The organism is Stenotrophomonas maltophilia complex sp. Om-AH-Sm3 (genome assembly GCF_059337855.1).
The window spans coordinates 106,509-123,250 of the sequence record NZ_JBYBLQ010000007.1; the positions used below are offsets into that span (position 1 = coordinate 106,509).

General features: G+C 67.0%; 15 protein-coding genes. 7 read left to right on the plus strand and 8 right to left on the minus strand.

What is annotated here, in order from left to right:
- Window positions 1-10: 10 nt before the first annotated feature.
- Window positions 11-937: a Grx4 family monothiol glutaredoxin gene (grxD, locus tag AC10QF_RS10710; RefSeq protein ID WP_494542166.1), complete on the plus strand. Its 927-nt coding sequence runs from the start codon at window positions 11-13 to the stop codon at window positions 935-937.
- A gap of 122 nt (window positions 938-1,059) precedes the next feature.
- On the opposite strand, the gene AC10QF_RS10715 is transcribed toward grxD, so the two are convergent.
- The 3 genes from AC10QF_RS10715 to AC10QF_RS10725 form a co-directional block, all read right to left on the minus strand.
- Complete coding sequence (locus AC10QF_RS10715; protein ID WP_005419210.1) at window positions 1,060-1,599, minus strand: DUF924 family protein; 540 nt, start codon at window positions 1,597-1,599, stop codon at window positions 1,060-1,062.
- A gap of 43 nt (window positions 1,600-1,642) precedes the next feature.
- Window positions 1,643-2,419 (minus strand): AMP nucleosidase, encoded by a 777-nt coding sequence (locus AC10QF_RS10720; protein WP_494542167.1) that lies wholly within the window; start codon window positions 2,417-2,419, stop codon window positions 1,643-1,645.
- A gap of 125 nt (window positions 2,420-2,544) precedes the next feature.
- Window positions 2,545-6,138 carry an autotransporter domain-containing protein gene (locus AC10QF_RS10725; RefSeq protein WP_494542168.1) on the minus strand — a complete coding sequence of 1,198 codons (3,594 nt, stop codon included), beginning with the start codon at window positions 6,136-6,138 and terminating at the stop codon, window positions 2,545-2,547.
- A gap of 249 nt (window positions 6,139-6,387) precedes the next feature.
- On the opposite strand from AC10QF_RS10725, the gene AC10QF_RS10730 reads away from it, so the two are divergent.
- From AC10QF_RS10730 to AC10QF_RS10755, 6 genes are all read left to right on the plus strand, one after another.
- Complete coding sequence (locus tag AC10QF_RS10730) at window positions 6,388-7,797, plus strand: amidohydrolase (protein ID WP_235646793.1); 1,410 nt, start codon at window positions 6,388-6,390, stop codon at window positions 7,795-7,797.
- Window positions 7,797-9,059 carry an amidohydrolase family protein gene (locus AC10QF_RS10735; protein WP_494542169.1) on the plus strand — a complete coding sequence of 421 codons (1,263 nt, stop codon included), beginning with the start codon at window positions 7,797-7,799 and terminating at the stop codon, window positions 9,057-9,059. Before AC10QF_RS10730 ends, AC10QF_RS10735 begins: the two co-directional genes overlap by 1 nt.
- Window positions 9,060-9,084: 25 nt before the next feature.
- On the plus strand, window positions 9,085-9,717 hold the full coding sequence (locus tag AC10QF_RS10740; RefSeq protein WP_005419225.1) for a 2-hydroxychromene-2-carboxylate isomerase: 633 nt from the start codon (window positions 9,085-9,087) through the stop codon (window positions 9,715-9,717).
- A 95-nt stretch (window positions 9,718-9,812) separates the two neighbouring features.
- Complete coding sequence (locus AC10QF_RS10745; RefSeq protein WP_053501128.1) at window positions 9,813-10,754, plus strand: DegV family protein; 942 nt, start codon at window positions 9,813-9,815, stop codon at window positions 10,752-10,754.
- Window positions 10,755-10,831: 77 nt separating this feature from the next.
- Window positions 10,832-11,170, plus strand: a complete 339-nt coding sequence (locus tag AC10QF_RS10750; RefSeq protein WP_494542170.1) for a hypothetical protein — start codon at window positions 10,832-10,834, stop codon at window positions 11,168-11,170.
- Between the two features lie 155 nt (window positions 11,171-11,325).
- Entirely contained in the window at window positions 11,326-11,985 is a 660-nt protein-coding gene (locus AC10QF_RS10755; protein ID WP_494542171.1) for a DUF3916 domain-containing protein, read from the plus strand.
- A gap of 277 nt (window positions 11,986-12,262) precedes the next feature.
- Here the strand turns inward: AC10QF_RS10755 and AC10QF_RS10760 are convergent, their stop codons facing one another.
- The 5 genes from AC10QF_RS10760 to frmR all read right to left on the minus strand — a co-directional run bounded on the left by AC10QF_RS10760 (window position 12,263) and on the right by frmR (window position 16,715).
- The gene (locus AC10QF_RS10760) at window positions 12,263-13,708 is read right to left on the minus strand and encodes a GGDEF domain-containing protein (protein WP_494542172.1); all 1,446 of its coding nucleotides are present in this window, start codon (window positions 13,706-13,708) and stop codon (window positions 12,263-12,265) included.
- Between the two features lie 357 nt (window positions 13,709-14,065).
- On the minus strand, window positions 14,066-14,896 hold the full coding sequence (gene fghA / locus AC10QF_RS10765) for an S-formylglutathione hydrolase (protein ID WP_494542173.1): 831 nt from the start codon (window positions 14,894-14,896) through the stop codon (window positions 14,066-14,068).
- 22 nt (window positions 14,897-14,918) lie between these two features.
- On the minus strand, window positions 14,919-15,263 hold the full coding sequence (locus AC10QF_RS10770) for a YqcC family protein (protein WP_005419244.1): 345 nt from the start codon (window positions 15,261-15,263) through the stop codon (window positions 14,919-14,921).
- Window positions 15,264-15,271: 8 nt separating this feature from the next.
- Entirely contained in the window at window positions 15,272-16,381 is a 1,110-nt protein-coding gene (locus AC10QF_RS10775) for an S-(hydroxymethyl)glutathione dehydrogenase/class III alcohol dehydrogenase (RefSeq protein ID WP_053500575.1), read from the minus strand.
- A gap of 58 nt (window positions 16,382-16,439) precedes the next feature.
- Window positions 16,440-16,715, minus strand: coding sequence for a formaldehyde-responsive transcriptional repressor FrmR (gene frmR / locus AC10QF_RS10780; protein ID WP_005411009.1), 276 nt, complete (start codon window positions 16,713-16,715; stop codon window positions 16,440-16,442).
- Window positions 16,716-16,742: the final 27 nt, after the last annotated feature.

Below are 16,742 nucleotides of genomic sequence, written 5' to 3' on the forward strand. Positions count from 1 at the left end.
CCCGACGTCCATGTCCCTCGATCCTGCCCTGCGTTCGCGCATCGAATCCATCCTCAACGCCAACCGCGTCGTGCTGTTCATGAAGGGCCAGCCGTCGATGCCGCAGTGCGGTTTCTCGGCCAAGGCCGTGGGCGCCCTGCAGGACCTGGGCGTCGAGTTCGCCCACGTCAACGTGCTGGCCGACCAGGAAATCCGTGAAGGCATCAAGGCCTATGGCGACTGGCCGACCATCCCGCAGCTGTACATCGACGGCGAACTGGTCGGCGGCAGCGACATCGTGCTGCAGATGGCCGCCAGCGGCGAGCTGAGCAGCGTGCTGGGGCTGCCGGCACCGGACCGTACCCCGCCGAGCATCACCGTCACCCCGGCGGCCGTGGAAATGCTCAAGGGCGCGCTGGCCGATGCCCCGGGCGCCGCCCTGCAGCTGTCCATCGACGCCGGCTTCCAGCCGAACTTCCAGCTGGCCCCGCACGACGAAGGCGCCATCGCCGCCGAGTCCAACGGCCTGCGCGTGCAGTTCGACCTGCCCAGCGCCCGTCGCGCCAACGGCATCACCATTGACTGGGTGGACGACATCCGCGGCAAGGGCCTGGCCATCGACAATCCGAACGCGCCCAAGCCGGTGCAGGAAATCAGCGTGCGCGATGCCGACGACCTGGTGCGTGCCGGCAACATCACCCTGGTGGACGTGCGCCCGGCCGACGAACGTGAGATCGCCGCCGTGGGCGTGCCGTTCAAGTCCTTCGACGGCAACGGCCGCGCCGCGCTGGAAGCCCTGCCGAAGGACACCGCACTGGCCTTCATGTGCCACCACGGTGGCCGCAGCGCGCAGGCTGCCGAGCAGTTCCGCGCCCTGGGCTTCACCAAGGTGTTCAACGTGACCGGCGGCATCAACGCCTGGTCGGAAGACGTCGACAACGGCGTGCCGAAGTACTGATTGACGGCGCGGGGTCAGCGCCCTTTCCTGCGGGAAGCGGATCTGGCCCCCGAAAAAAAAGGGGACGGAGGGGATTAAGTCGTTTATGCCACAAACGACTTAATCCCCTCCGTCCCCTTTTTTCAGCCGGCGAATCCGCCTTCGGCCAGGTAGTCCAGTTCCTCCGGCGAGGGAATGCGCCCCAGCACGGCGTTGCGGTGCGGGAAACGGCCGAAGCGGCGGATGATGTCGCGGTGCAGCTCGGCGTACTGCAGGTATTCCTTGTCGCCCAGCACATCGAACATCGCCACCGAACGGTCCTGGTCCAACGGGTCCTCGGAGTGCTCGAACGGCAGGTAGATGAAGGCGCGCAGCTTCGGCACCAGCTGCAGGTCCAGGCCTTCCTCGATGGCGCGCATGGCGTAGTGCCGGGCCAGGCCATCGGTAGCATAGGAATGGGCAGTACCGCGGAAGCAGTTGCGCGGGAACTGGTCCAGCAGCAGCATCAGCGCCAGTGCGCCCTCGGCACTGCCCAGCCAGTGTTCACGCCCACGCGAAGCGGCGGCGAAATGCTCATCCAGGAACAACTGGCGGAACTGCGCGTCGAACGCATCGTCGCGGGCGAACCACTTCGCAGGGCCCGCTTCTTTCCAGAAATCCACCACTTGCGCGGCAACGTCCATCACCTACTCCCCAGGGCCGGCGCGCCGCGCCAGGCCATCATCATCATTCGTCGAAGCGCAGGTGGCGGACCGACTTGCCGTTGCGCCGGATAAGCTTAAGCGCCTCGATACCGATCTGGATATGGTTTTCCACGAACTGGGAGCTGACCTTGGCATCGGAGGCCTCGGTCTTGACCCCGTCGGGGATCATCGGCTGGTCCGAGACCAGCAGCAGCGCGCCACTGGGAATGTGGTTGGCGAAACCGGCTGCGAACACGGTGGCGGTTTCCATGTCGATGGCCATGCAGCGCATCGCCCGCAGCCGCTCCTTGAAGGCCTCGTCGTGCTCCCAGACCCGGCGGTTGGTGGTGTAGACGGTGCCGGTCCAGTAGTCGTGGCCGAGGTCGCGGATCATGGTCGAGACTGCACGCTGCAGCGCAAACGCCGGCAAGGCTGGCACTTCCGGCGGCAGGTAGTCGCCCGACGTACCCTCGCCGCGGATCGCCGCGATCGGCAGCACCAGGTCACCCAGCTGGTTCTTGCGCTTGAGGCCACCGCACTTGCCCAGGAACAGCACCGCCTTGGGCATCACCGCCAACAGCAGGTCCATGATGATCGCGGCATTGGGGCTGCCCATGCCGAAGTTGATCATGGTGATGCCATCGATGGTGGCGCTGGCCATCGGCCGGTCCAGGCCGATGACGGGCGCACCGGTCAGCTCGGAAAAGGTGTGCAGGTAGCCGCCGAAGTTGGTCAGCAGGATGTGCTGGCCGAACTGGTCCAGCGGCACGCCGGTGTAGCGCGGCAGCCAGTTGTCGACGATTTCCTGCTTGCTCTTCATGGGCGGTCCGGTACGGCGTGGGGGCCGCCATTGTAGGCGTGCACGGGCCAACCCACACCTGGGTCGGCAACGAAGAAGGGCGGCCCTGCGGCCGCCCTCCTGGTTTCCCTGCGGTAACCGGCGGCTCAGAAGCGCACCGACCAGCGCAGGTTGGCACTGTGGTCACGGCTTTCGTCGCCATACTGGCCGCTATAGCCCAGCTCCAGCTGCTGGCGTGCGGTCAACCATGCCGACAGCCCCAGTTCGGCCACCACCGTCCTGTCAGCCATCGGGGCACCGCTGACCACGAAGCTGTCGCTGCCGGTGGCAAAGGCGAAGCGGGCCGCCGGGTCGCGATCCCCGCTGGCATGGCGGTACCCGACGCCACCGCGCAGGTGCAGCCAGCTGTCCTGCTGGAACGAAGCCTTCAGGCCCTTGTCAAAACGCAGGCCGGCCGTGGCCACGGTGATACGGAGATCGTCCACCTCACCCTGCAGTGCAGCCGCGCCGCCGCGTTCGTTGACGCGCTTCATGTCCACTTCCACACGTGCGAGCTGCAGGTAAGGTTCCAGCCCCGCCTCGGGGCCGCCGAAGCGATAGCTCGCCTCGACGAACGCCTGGCGGGTGCGGCCGTCATAGCGTGCCGCCAGCGTATCGCTGTAACCGGAGAAGGCCAGCTCGCGGGTGCTCTTCACCTCATGCTCGCTCCAGGCCAGGCCACCCCGCAGGCCGAAGGCGCCCCAGTCGTGACTGGCATAGGCCCCCAGGTGCGTATTGTCGACCTTGGCACGCGCACGGCGTCCTTCCTGCTGCTTGGCATCGGTACGGCCGGTACCGGCCAGCATGCCCACCTGCCAGCCGTTGATCTCGCGGTCCACGCCTACCAGCAGGCCGCTGCTGTTGGCTTCGGTGCGTGCGGTGTTGCCATTGCCGTCCAGCGTGGTGCTGCCACCGATGGCCTGTACCCAGACCCCCGTGGCGGCGTCGCCGTCTGCTCCCGGCGCGCGTGCACCGACGCGGCGCGACAGTGCAGCATCACGCACGTAGCGGCTGCCCTCGACCAGGGCCATCGCGGTGGCCGCATGCAGCTCGCCGCTGAGGCCGTCCAGTGCAGCGCCTACCTGTTGAGGGAACAGCAGGGTCAGTGGGCGCGGCAGGCCCTGGTTGACCGCCAGCCGGTCGGCCACAGTGGCCACCGCGCGCTGGTTGTCGGTACTGGCGGCACTGGCGAGCGGATTGCCACGGGTGACTTCAATGCGCGCGCCACCGGTGCCATAGGACAGCCCGAATTTCAGGAACGGCGAGAACGCACTGAAGTCGGTGGTGGCGAACTGGCCACGGATTCCGCCGTCGGCACGGATGAAGTTGAACTGCTCACCCAGGTAATAGGTGCCCGCTTCCGGCAGGGCGATCAGGGTGCCGCCCAGGGTGGCGGTACCGGTGACGCGCAACTGGTCACTGTGCCCGCCCGGGGCCAGCTCGGCCTGGTACACACCGGTGGCGGTCTGCACGTAGTCGCCGTTGATGGTCAGCGTGCCGATCGAGTTGCCCGGTGCAACGATACCGGCCACGGTGGTATCGCCCAGCTGGCCGATGCCCTTCAGCGTGCCGTTGGGGCCAACGAGGGTGTGACCACCGCTCTGCGTGCCGTTGAACGACAGCACGCCACCGTTGACGGTCAGGTCGGAGCCTGCGAGTACCCCGCCTGCATTCACACGGCTGGTGCCCAGGCTGGTCAACGCGCTGTTTTCCAGCCTTCCGTTCAATTCGAACGTCCCCTGCGCGGCCACCGAGGTGTGGGCGCCGCGCTGCACACCGTCGAAGATGACCACGCCACCGTTGACGTTCAGGTCGGAGCCATCCAGCACACCGCGTGCGTTGATATGGCTGGAGCCCCCCTGACTGTTCAGCGCAGTGTTCTTCAACGTGCCATTGAGCAGGAAGCTACCGCCGGCCACGTCCACCGCTCCGGTGAGCGTATTGACGCCATCCAGTTCCAGCACGCCCTCGCGCACCAGCGCACCGTTGAAGCTGTTGTCGCCGCTCAAGCGCAGCCAGCCGATGCCGCTCTTGGTCAGCTTGCCGGGGCCGCCGATGTCGTTGGTCCAGTTGTCCCAGGCATCGCCTTCCCACACTTTCAGGCCACCGGCACGCTGGTTCATCACTACGTTGGTGTCCACGCGCAGCGAACCGTAACCCTCGATGGCCTTGGCCAGGTTCAACAGGCCCCAACCGTAGATGTCGTCGATGCCGGGCGCGCCCAGATCGGTGGTCGTGGTCAGCAGCACATCGCGCACCTGCGCGCTGTCCAGATAGGGGAAGCGTTCAAACAGCAGGCCCAGCGCGCCGGTGACGTGGGGCGCGGCCATGGAGGTTCCACTCAGCAGCGCATAGCCATAGGTAGGCACGCGCTGCTGGATGTCCAGGCTGACATTGCCGTTGGCGTCGATGCCGACGCTGCCGGCCAGGCTGGAATCATCACCATAGGCGGTCGATACGATGTCCGAACCCGGTGCGGCAAGGCACCAGTTGGCACTCAGGCCGCACTTGTTGGAGCGATTGCTCAGGGTCAGGTTGGTACCGACGTTGACCACGCTCAACCAGTACGGCTCGATGTCGGCGAATGCGCGCGGCAGCGTGGCGTAGAGGCCGGCGATGGGGCTCTGCGCAGGCGTCGGGATGACCGAACTGGTATTGCCGGTCGCCCACACCTGGATCATCCCGCGCGCACGCGATCCGTCGGCAAAGGTGTTCAGGTACTGGCGGTCGTCCGGGTCGTTGTAGATCGCGTCCATGTCCGTCGCTGTCGTCGGTTCCGTGACCAGGCCCCAGCTATGGTTGATGGCACGCACGCCCTGCGCGTTCATCTGGGCATACAGGTCCTGGAAGGCGCTGACTTTCGGGCCGATCGCGCCCAGCGTCACGACCGAGTAGCCAGTCGCCGTACGCTGCCACTCGCGGATGCTGTCGGAGAACAGCCGGCCAACGGTCAGGTCCGAACCGAAGGACACACCGTGCATGCCGCTTCCGTCCCGGTTCGCCGCGATGGTGCCGGCAACGTGCGTACCATGGATCTCGAACTGCATCCCCGGCTGCACATAGGGGCCCGACTCGATGATCCTGCGGATGTTGTCGGGCACGTTGGCGTTGTACCCGACATAGCTGATCTGGACGTCATCGCCATCACTGGCGAAGCAGGCCGCCGGCCCACGCACTGCGGTGGTGTTGGTGCAGCGCGTGCCGTCAGCCATCAAATCGGCGATGCGGACGCTGCGGTTGTCCTTGCCGGCGAATTCCGGATGGTCCAGACCCGTGCCACTGTCGAACACGCCCAGGCGGATGCCGGCACCGGTCAGCCCGCGCGCATAGGCCACGTCGGCATTGATCGCAGCCAGGCCCCAGTCCAGTTCGAATTCACTGGTGCGCCAGCTCGCAGCATCGCCGGGCCTGCCCATGACCGGCTCCGCGGAAGCACCGACGCTGGGAGCCAGCGCCGCCACCGGAATCGCTACCGAGGGAGCGATCATCGCGGGAGCGGAGGCGCTCACTCCGCCTTGCGCGGCGAACGCCGACTGCAGGCTGCGCTGCAGCTGGTAACGGGCCAGGGCGTCGTCACTGTCCTGGGCCAGGACCGGCAGTGCGGTGGCCACCAGCAAGGAACCGACAATGGCCGACGCCAGCGGCGAGGGCAGGAAGGAACGGCGCGAAACGGTCGAACGGCGGAGCTTTGCAGCAGTCATCGGTTGCGTCCTTGATTCCATGAAAGGTACGGGCCCGGCTCCGTCGTTGGAGCAGGTGCGTAAGCTGGTGATACAGGTCAGCGCAAGACGTAATCAGCCCATCGCTTCATCCAACGTTAATATTTCCTTCACAAATCCTCCATCAGAAAATTCCTACCCCCCCCCCACGCCCCTGTCCAAGGTCACTTGGCAAGCCACATCGGCCCCGGCTAGCGTCCGTGGATTCATGTTTCTGGTGAGGGGAACTGCATGGCATCGACGTTGTTGCGCACCGGGGTGGCACTGGCGCTGGTTTCATTGAGCACGGCACCGGCGGTGGGCGCCTCGCGCTTCGTCGCCGATCCCTACCCCAGCACCTACCAGGCACACCCCGATGCACCAGTGCTGATCCAGAACGCCACCGTGCTGACCGGCACCGGCCAGCGCCTGGACAACGCCGACGTGCTGCTGCGCGAGGGCCGCATCGTTGCCGTCGGCCGCCAGTTGCAGGCCGATGCTGGTGTCACCCGCATCGATGCGCAGGGCAAGTGGGTCACACCGGGCCTGATCGACGTGCACTCGCACCTGGGCGTGTACCCCAGCCCGGGCGTCGGCGCGCACAGCGACGGCAACGAGATGACCGCGCCGGTCACCGCCAACGTCTGGGCCGAGCACTCGGTGTGGCCGCAGGACCCGGGTTTCGCCACCGCACTGGCCGGCGGCGTGACCAGCATGCAGGTGCTGCCGGGCTCGGCCAACCTGGTCGGTGGTCGTGGTGTGACCCTGAAGAACGTCCCCGCCATCACCTACCAGGCGATGAAGTTCCCCGGCGCGCCGTGGGGGCTGAAAATGGCCTGCGGCGAGAACCCGAAGCGGGTCTACGGCGGAGGCAAGGGCGTCGCTCCGGCCACGCGGATGGGCAACGTTGCCGGTTACCGCGCCGCCTTCATCGATGCCGCCGACTACATCGCCAAGAACAAACCGAAGCCGGCCAAGCGCAAGGGCTGGTTCGGCAGCGACAAGGGCGACAGCGCCGGTGATGCCGGCGGCAAGCGCGATCTCAAGCTGGACACGCTGGCCGGTGCGATCGAGGGCGACATCCGCGTGCATATCCACTGCTACCGCGCCGACGAGATGGCCACCATGCTCGACCTGGCCAAGGAATTCGGCTTCAAGGTGGCCGCCTTCCACCACGGCGTGGAGGCCTACAAGCTGGCCGACCGGCTGGCCGCCGACGGCGTCTGCGGCGCGCTGTGGGCCGACTGGTGGGGCTTCAAGATGGAAGCCTTCGACGGCATTCCGGAGAACATCGCACTGGTCGATCGGCCGAAGAACAGCTGCGCCATCGTCCATTCCGACTCCCCCGAAGGCATCCAGCGCCTGAACCAGGAAGCGGCCAAGGTGATCGCCGCCGCGCGCCGCGCACGCATGCCGGAGATCCCCCCCGAACACGCCATCACCTGGATGACCGCCAACGCCGCCAGGGCGCTGGGGATTGAAGGCCAGACCGGCACCCTGGAGGCCGGCAAGATGGCCGACGTGGTGGTGTGGAACGGCAACCCCTTCAGCTCGTACGCGCTGGCCGAGCAGGTCTTCATCGACGGCCGCCGCCTGTACGACCGCAGCGCACCTGCGGCCACGCCACGTTCCGACTTCCAGCTTGGCCAGGAGGTGCACTGATGGGCGCGTTGAACAAGCGTCGCCGGGCATGGCTCGGCGCTACGGTCATGGTGCTGGCCTGCCTCTCCGCATCCGTGCAGGCGCAGGACCTGCTGGTGCGCAACGCGACCGTACATACGGCCAGCGCGCGCGGCAGCCTGCAGCACGCCGATGTGCTGGTGCAGGGCGGGATCATCCGCGCCGTCGGCAGCGGGCTGTCCGCCCCGGCCGGGGCCAGCGTGGTCGAGGCCGATGGCCGTCCGCTGACACCGGCGCTGTTCGGGGGCATCACCGAGATCGGCATCGAAGAGGTCTCCGGTGAAGCGAGCACGGTCGACAGCACGTTGAAGATCGGCGAACAACCGTTGCGCCCCGAGTTCGATGTCACCCTGGCGTACAACCCGGCCTCGGTGCTGATCCCGGTGGCGCGCCTGGACGGCATCGGCTTCACCGCCCTGGGGGCGGCCACCGGTGGCGGCTTCGTTGCAGGCCAGGGTGGCGTGATGCGGCTGGACGGCAGCGCCGATCCCCTCGGGCCGCGCGCGCTGTTCCTGCGCCTGGGATCGGCCGCAGTGGAGCTGACCGGGCATTCGCGTGCGGCGCAATGGATGCTGCTGCAGCAGATGGTGGACGAGGCACGCGGCCAGGTCGCCGCGGACTCGCCGCATGCGCTGCTGACCCCGGCCGGGCGCCGCACGCTGGGCCGCTACCTGGCCGGCCAGGGCCGCATCGTGGTGGAGGTGGACCGCGCGGCGGACATCCGCCAGCTGCTGCGCTGGGCCGCCCGCGAGCAAGTGAAGATCGCCATCGCCGGTGGCAGCGAAGCCTGGCAGCTGGCGCCGGAGCTGGCCGCCGCACAGGTACCGGTGTTCGTCGATGTGTTGTCCAACCTGCCGGCCAGCTTCGACCAGATCGGTGCCACGCTGGAAAATGCGGCACGCCTGCAGCGTTCCGGCGTGGCGGTCTCGTTCGTGCAGCGAGGCGACGCCTCGCACAACGCCCGCAAGATGCGCCAGCTGGCCGGCAATGCCGTGGCCAATGGCCTGCCCTGGGCCGACGGCCTGGCCGGCCTGACCCGGGTGCCGGCGCGGGCGTTCGGCGTGGCCGACCAGATCGGCAGCATCGAGCCGGGCAAGCGTGCCGACCTGGTGCTGTGGGAGGGCGACCCGCTGGACGTGGCGCACTATGCCGAACAGGTCTGGCTGGGCGGCCGGGCGATGCCGATGCGCTCGCGCCAGACCGAACTGCGCGACCGCTACCTGCAGCGCAACGCGCAGCCCTGACCTCCAGTTATCCAAGGAAACCCGCATGGCCACCCTGCGCTGGTACTTCGACTTCGTCTCGCCCTATTCCTACCTGCACTGGCAGAAGCTGAAGCAGCTGCCCCAGTTCGCACAGATCCAGACCGTGCCGATCGCCTTCGGTGCCGTGCTGCATCACCTGGGCAACCTCGGGCCGGCCGAGATTCCGGCCAAGCGCCGCTTCATGTACCGCCAGCTGCTGTGGACTGCGCAGGCCGAAGGAACACCGCTGCGGTTCCCGCCGGGCCACCCGTTCAACCCGTTGTCTGCCCTGCGGCTGTGCCTGGCCGCCGGTGGCAGCGTGCAGGCGGTAGACGTGCTGTTCGACTGGATCTGGCGCGACGGCAATGCCGCCGATAGCGCCGAGGCCCTGCGCGAACCGGCTGCGCGGCTGGGGATCGAGGATGTCGCCAGCGCCACCGCGGCCCCCGCGGTCAAGGAGCAGCTGCGGAGGAACACCGAGGCCGCCATTGCTGCCGGCGTGTTCGGCGTACCGACCCTGGCCATCGATGACGAACTGTTCTGGGGCAACGACGCCCATCCGTTGATGGCCGCCGTGCTGGCCGATCCCGCCCTGCTGCAGCAGCCCGAATGGCAGCGCCTGGCCGAACTTCCGGTGGCCGTGCAGCGCAGTCGCTGAACAGGGCCTGGCGCGTTTCCCTCGCGCGCCACGCCAGAATTTGAGATAGATTTCACGTTTCCGAACCTACAACCGCCCTGGAGGGGGAGCCGCGGATGCGCATCGGAATCGTCGTCGACTCGGCCTGCGACCTGCCGCAGGACTTCATTGCCGAGCACAACATCGTGCTGCTGCCGATCACCGTACGAATCGGTGAAGCGGTTCTGGCCGATCATCGCGATGAGCAGGCCACGCTGAGTTTCCTGCATGCACACGTGGCCGAGCACGGTGCCGAGGCGGAGACCATCCCCTTCAGTGTCAACCAGATCCGCGACCTGTTCCTGCAGCAGCTGGTGATCGATTACGACCACGTGTTCTGCATGACCATCACCAAGACCCGCAGCCCGATCCACGACAATGCGCTGCAGGCCAGCTTCGCCATCCTCAACGATTACAAGCCGGTGCGGCAGGCAGCGGGCTACAACTCGCCGTTCGCCCTGCGCGTGCTCGATACCCAGAACCTGTTCGCTGCGCAGGCCGTGACCGCAGTGGAGGCGGTTCGCCTGCGTGACAGTGGTGCCAGCGTGCAGCAGATCCGCGAACGGCTGGAAGAACTGGCCGGCAATGTGCACGGCTACATGATCACCCGCGACCTGTACTACATGCGCGCGCGTGCACGACACAAGGGTGACCGCAGCGTCGGCCTGCTCAGCGCCGCACTGGGCAGCGCGCTGGACATCAAGCCGGTGCTGCACGGCTACCGTGGCCAGACCGGGCCGGTGGCCAAGATCAAGGGCTTCGACAGTGCCGTGCAGAAGCTGTTCGCGGTGGTCAGCCAGCGCGTGCGTGCCGGGCTGATGACGCCGACGGTATGCGTCAGCTACGGCGGTGAGCTGGATGAGCTGCGCAGCCTGCCCGGCTACGCACAGATGAAGGAGGTCTGCGCCGGCCATGGCGTGACCGTGTACGAATCGGTGATGAGCCTGACCGGCATGGTCAATGTCGGCAAGGGCGCGGTCACCGTGGGCTTTGCCGATGGGCCACATCGGTTTGAATGAAGGCCGACCGTGGCTGGAATCTGCACATCGATTCCACCGCGGTTGTGCCAGTCTTGCCGCACTTCAAGGAGAACTCCATGCCTGCGCAGTACCACATCAGCCTGCCCGATCCGTCCAAGGCCCGCGGCAACGACCCTGACCTGTCCTTCCATTCGCAGGGCGCCGCCGGTTTCGCCGAAGAGCTGCAGGACGCCCTGCGCAGCGGCACGCTGTTCGAACGGTGGAAGGCCAAGCAACCCGACCCGGATGCGGTGGAACCGCAGTGGGGCGTGACCGATCCGGACGCCACCGTGACCGGCGAGCAGAAGGACCTGCGCATCAACCTGGTCGCCACCACCCGTATCGACAGTGACGTGTTCAAGCAGCGCCTGCGCCTGCTGGCCGGCGGCCATTGGGAACTGCGCGACGTGCGTTGAGGCCCCCTACCCCGCCGGGCACGGCGCGGCGCTAACGTGCCCGTGTCGTGATCGACCCGGTGCCGATGACCATGCTTGGGTGGACGCCAACCTTGGGCGGCGCTTGCACAAACGACTGCCAACCAAGGGTGGCAATTACTGATGCACCGTCGGACATGGCCCGGCGCTTCCGAGGCATGCATCCGGTAGATGCCAACCTTGGTTGGCGCTTTCCAACGCGCCGCGCATGTGGCTGGCACACTGTGGGAATGAGAAACAGAGATGCCATCACCCGGCCGGGTACGCGCGGCGAGAAGAAGCTGCGCGATGCCCCACGCCGACTACGCGACCTGCAGCATTGGGCTGACTGCTTCAGCGGTGCGTTTCCCTCGTCGGAGGAGCTGGGCAGTCAAGCTCGCTACTGGAACTACAAGGTTCCGACCCGAGCAGGTCTGATCGAAGGCCCGGCCACCACCCTGAGAATCCAGCGTGCCTGCGCCCAATCGCTCATCAGCGCCTGCGCAAATCTGATCCAGTCGCGGCCCGCTTCACAGGCTACTGTGCGGGTAACCTGCTGCATCGCCCAGCCAGGGATGTTCTCCAGCGAGATTTGCCTTTACCTGGACGAAGCGTACTTCCAGGGCCACGTCGCCTCGACAGCGGATGGCCAGGTCACCGCCATCACCTCGCGCAGCCTTTCCGCCGAATGGCAGCTCGCCCTGCCTCGAGGCGTTGAGGAGCGAGGTGTGCAGGTCAGCATTCCTCCCACCGACCACGATGACGGTCTGGAACAGGAGTACTGGTTCTACGGCGAGGTCGCCGACAGGCGTTGGTGAACGAGGACGCAAGCTCGGTCGGCGCTTCCGGGAGGCGCTGCCAACCAAGGTTGGCAACTACCGAACCGCCGGGTAGTGCCCGCCGCTACCCAGCGCGCGGTACAGCGCCATGCGCACGATCGCAGCCCCGGCCTGACTGTACAGCGCGATGTCCTTGGATGGCCGGAACCCCCAACAGGCTGGTCCTGTACGACCAGCGGCGAGCCGGATTGGCCTGGCCGAACAGGATGAGGCGGTTTTGCGGCAATAGGCAGCAGCGCGTGACGGGCGGGTCTGCTCAGCAGTCCATCGTTCCGTGCGTGCTGCCCTCGTCGTCCAGCACGTGCGCATGCAGGATCACCTGGTTGCGGCCGGCACGCTTGGCGGCATACAGGCCGGCATCGGCGTCTGCCAGCAACTGATCGGCACTGGCCAGCGCCGGCGGATGCAGGTAACCCACGCCGACGCTGATGCTGACCGGGCCTTCCGGCAATGGCAGCGCTTCGACCGCTTCGCGCAGCCGTTCGGCCAGCGCCAGCACCCCCGACAACGGGCTTCCAGGCACGATGACGGCGAATTCTTCACCGCCATAACGCGCAACGCTGTCACCACCGCGACCGGCTATGGCCTTCAGCACCCCGGCCACCGCCTGCAGGCAACGATCACCGGCCGGATGGCCGTGGTGGTCGTTGAAGGCCTTGAAGTGGTCGATATCCACCAGCAGCAGGCCCAGCTCGGTGCCGCTGCGCCGCGCGCGATTCCATTCGGAGGTCAGCCGCGCGTCGAACTCGCGGCGATTGGCCACGCCGGTGAGGCCATCCTGCCGCGCCAGTTGATCCAGTGCTGCCTGGCGTTCCAGAAGATCGGTCTGCAGCAGGACGCTGCGCAGGCCGAAGCCGAGCGTGGCCACCACGAAACCCGCCACCGCCAGCGGTCGGGCATGGTCGACCACCAGAGTACCCACCACCAGCAGCAGCAAGGGCAGGATCATCGGCCCGGCAGCCTGCACCGTGCGCGACAGCCGCGGATGCGGCACTGCGCCCGTGACGGGCGCCCGGTCCAACGCCAGCACCGCCACCAGCAGGAACGGCAGGTCGATCAACAGATCATTGAAGGCTCCGAATGCATCTTCCGAGGTGTAATGGTTGATGTAGTAAGCCACCAGCAGATAAGCCAGTGCGTACAGCGCCAGCACCCGGAAGAAACCGCGCCGCTCGGGGACGTCACCGGCCAGCCAGCGCACCACCGCAAAGCCAGCGATGCACAGGTTCTGGATGTCGAACATACGCTGCATGTTCGACATCGCATGGGCATCGACATCGATGCGGGCTGCAAACGATTCGGTATGCACGAAGAACAGCACGCCCAGCAGCGCGGCCATTGCCGCATCGATCAGGCTGATGCCCGACCGCTCGCGGCGTGCGCGCGCCAGGATGAACACCAGTGGCACGCCGTACAGTACGTACAACAGCAGGCTGGCGTGGGGAGTGAAATCGGCCCGCCCGGCGCCCAGCGCGTCGATCATGTTGAACGCCATGCCGCCGGCCCACAGCAGCAGCGCCAATGCCATGGCCCGCCACCCCAGCGCCGCGCGGTCGCGGCGGGCCCGCCACAGGCAGGCCACCGCAGCCAGCAACGGGGCGCCGGTCAGAAAGACGAAGGAGCCCGCCCCGGCGGGACCGGGCCACAGGGCCAGCACCAGCCCATGGCACAGCACATACAGCAGCGCCAGCACTACCGGCATGCCTTCCCCCATCCGCAAGGCCGTATGGGCGCACGATAGCGCGCCGGCACGCCACAGCGGCGTGATCCACTGCGGCAAAACAACACGCCGCGGGCACCGCCAGGGTCGTGCCGGCCGCTGGCCCGCATCCGTGGGAATCACACGGCGGCAGGTTGCCGGCCAGCGGCCGGCACTACCGGAAGGCCCCCAGGCGTGGAGCGCGTGGGCGTGGTGGGGCTGGCATGCCACCACTGCGATCCACTGCGGCGAAACGACGCTCCGCGTGCACCGCCAGGGTCGTGCCAGCCGCTGGCTGGCATCCGAGGGAATCACGCGGCGGCAGGTTGCCGGCCAGCGGCCGGCACTACCGGACAGACGTCAGCCGTGCAGGGCGCGAGCGTGGTGGGCGACGTGCTCGCCGATGAAGCTGGCGATGAAATAGTAGCTGTGGTCGTAACCCGGCTGCAGGCGCAGGGTCAGCGGATGGCCGGCTGCGGCGCAGGCCTCCTGCAGGCGCTGCGGCTGCAGCTGGGTCTGCAGGAACTCGTCCGCCTCGCCCTGGTCGACCAGCAACGGCAGGCGCTCGCTGGCCGTCGCCAGCAACGCACACGCGTCCCACTGCGCCCAGTCGGCTGGGTTGTCGCCCAGATAAGCCGTGAACGCCTTCTGCCCCCACGGTACGTGGCTGGGCGCGACGATCGGTGAGAACGCCGACACACTGCGGTAGCGCCCCGGGTTGCGCAGCGCGATCACCAGCGCACCATGGCCACCCATCGAGTGGCCGCTGATGCCACGCGCCCCGGTGACCGGGAAGTTCGCCTCGATCAGCGCCGGCAGTTCCTGCGCCACATAGTCATGCATGCGGTAGTGCTTCGCCCACGGTGCACGGGTGGCGTTGAGGTAGAACCCCGCCCCCTTGCCCAGGTCATAGCCCTCGGCATCGGCCACGTCATTACCGCGCGGGCTGGTATCCGGCGCGACGATGATTACGCCGTGCTCGGCTGCATAGCGCTGCGCACCGGCCTTGGTGATGAAATTCTGCTCGGTGCAGGTCAGCCCGCTCAGCCAATACAGCACCGGCAGCTTCTGCGTTTCCGCCTGCGGCGGCAGGTACACGGCGAACTGCATGTCGCAGCCCAGCGTGGTCGAACGATGGCGGTAAACATCCTGCCAACCGCCGAAACAGGCGCGGTGTTCAATACGTTCCATGGAACTCTCCTGCGTGCCGGCGTCAGCCGTCACGTGTGTTGATCAACTCATCCAGCTGCGACAGCAGGCGCAGCAGCGGTTCGACACCAGGCTGGCCGTCCAGGTTGCGGTACGCTGCGACCGCCACGTCACTGCGCGGTGGCCATTGGCCATCGGCGCGGGCTTCGTGCAGGCGCGGCAGGAACACCTGCGCCAGCCAGTGCTCGAACGGCATTTCATCAATGCCGAAGGGTGAGTCCACTGCGCGCGGCGGACCCACGACGCCTTCGACCCAACCCAGCACGCGCAACGCCTGCTCGATCGGATCAACCAGGGCCGCGCGCGGATCTTCCGCACGCGGCCTGCGCAAGGCATCGAACCAGCCCACGCTGCGGCTCAGTAATGGACCACCGAACGGATCGACTTGCCTTCATGCATCAGGTCGAAGGCATCGTTGATCTTGTCCAGGCCCATGGTGTGGGTGACGAACGGGGCCAGTTCGATGTCGCCCTTCATCGCGTCCTCGACCATGCCCGGCAGCTGGCTGCGGCCCTTCACGCCACCAAAGGCAGTGCCCATCCACTTGCGGCCGGTCACCAGCTGGAACGGGCGGGTGGAGATCTCCTGCCCGGCACCGGCCACGCCGATCACCACGCTCTGGCCCCAGCCACGGTGCGCGCATTCCAGCGCCGCACGCATCACGTTGACGTTGCCGATGCACTCGAAGCTGTGGTCCACGCCCCAGGTGGTCATTTCAACGATGACCTGCTGGATCGGCTTGTCGAAGTCCTTCGGGTTGATGCAGTCGGTGGCGCCGAATTCGCGCGCCAGTTCGAACTTGGACGGATTGGTGTCCACCGCGATGATGCGGCCGGCCTTGGCCTGGCGCGCACCCTGGATCACCGCTAGGCCGATGCCACCCAAGCCGAACACCGCCACGCTGTCACCTTCCTGCACCTTGGCGGTGTTGTGCACCGCGCCGATGCCGGTGGTGACACCGCAGCCGAGCAGGCAGACGTGTTCCGGGTTGGCGTCCGGGTTGATCTTCGCCAGCGAGACTTCGGCAACGACGGTGTACTCACTGAAGGTCGAGCAGCCCATGTAGTGGTACAGCGGCTCGCCGTTGTAGCTGAAGCGGCTGGTGCCGTCGGGCATCACGCCCTTGCCTTGGGTGGCACGCACCGATACGCACAGGTTGGTCTTGCCGCTCTTGCAGAACAGGCACTCGCCGCACTCGGCGGTATACAGCGGAATCACGTGGTCGCCCGGCTTGACGCTGGTCACGCCCTCGCCCACTTCCACCACGATGCCCGCACCTTCATGGCCCAGCACCACCGGGAACAGGCCTTCCGGGTCATCGCCGGACAGGGTGAACGCATCGGTGTGGCAGACACCGGTATGGGTGATTTTCACCAGCACTTCGCCCTTCTTCGGCGGGGCGACGTCGATCTCGACGATCTGCAGCGGCTGGCCGGGACCAAAGGCGACGGCGGCACGGGACTTCATGATGGCTTCTCCAGGGACAGGCAATGACAGGATGGGCGGCGCCATGTTGCGCCGTCGTTTATTTCAGGTACGAGCGGATCAACGCGCTCATGTCGCGCACGCGTTCGGCGCGTTGCTCGTCGGAGGCAGCGGGCTGGCCGAATTCCTCGCGCAGATGGGCCTCCATCACCTCGGACATCAGGCCGTTGACCGCGCCACGGATGGCGGCGATCTGCTGCAGCACCGGCCCGCAGTCGGCGCCGGCTTCGAGCGCGCGGTCAAGCGCATCGCACTGGCCGCGGATGCGCCGCACGCGGGCCAGGACCTTCTTCTTCTCTTCGGGGGAGTGCGGCATGGCGAGGCCACCTCTGAACTATACTGG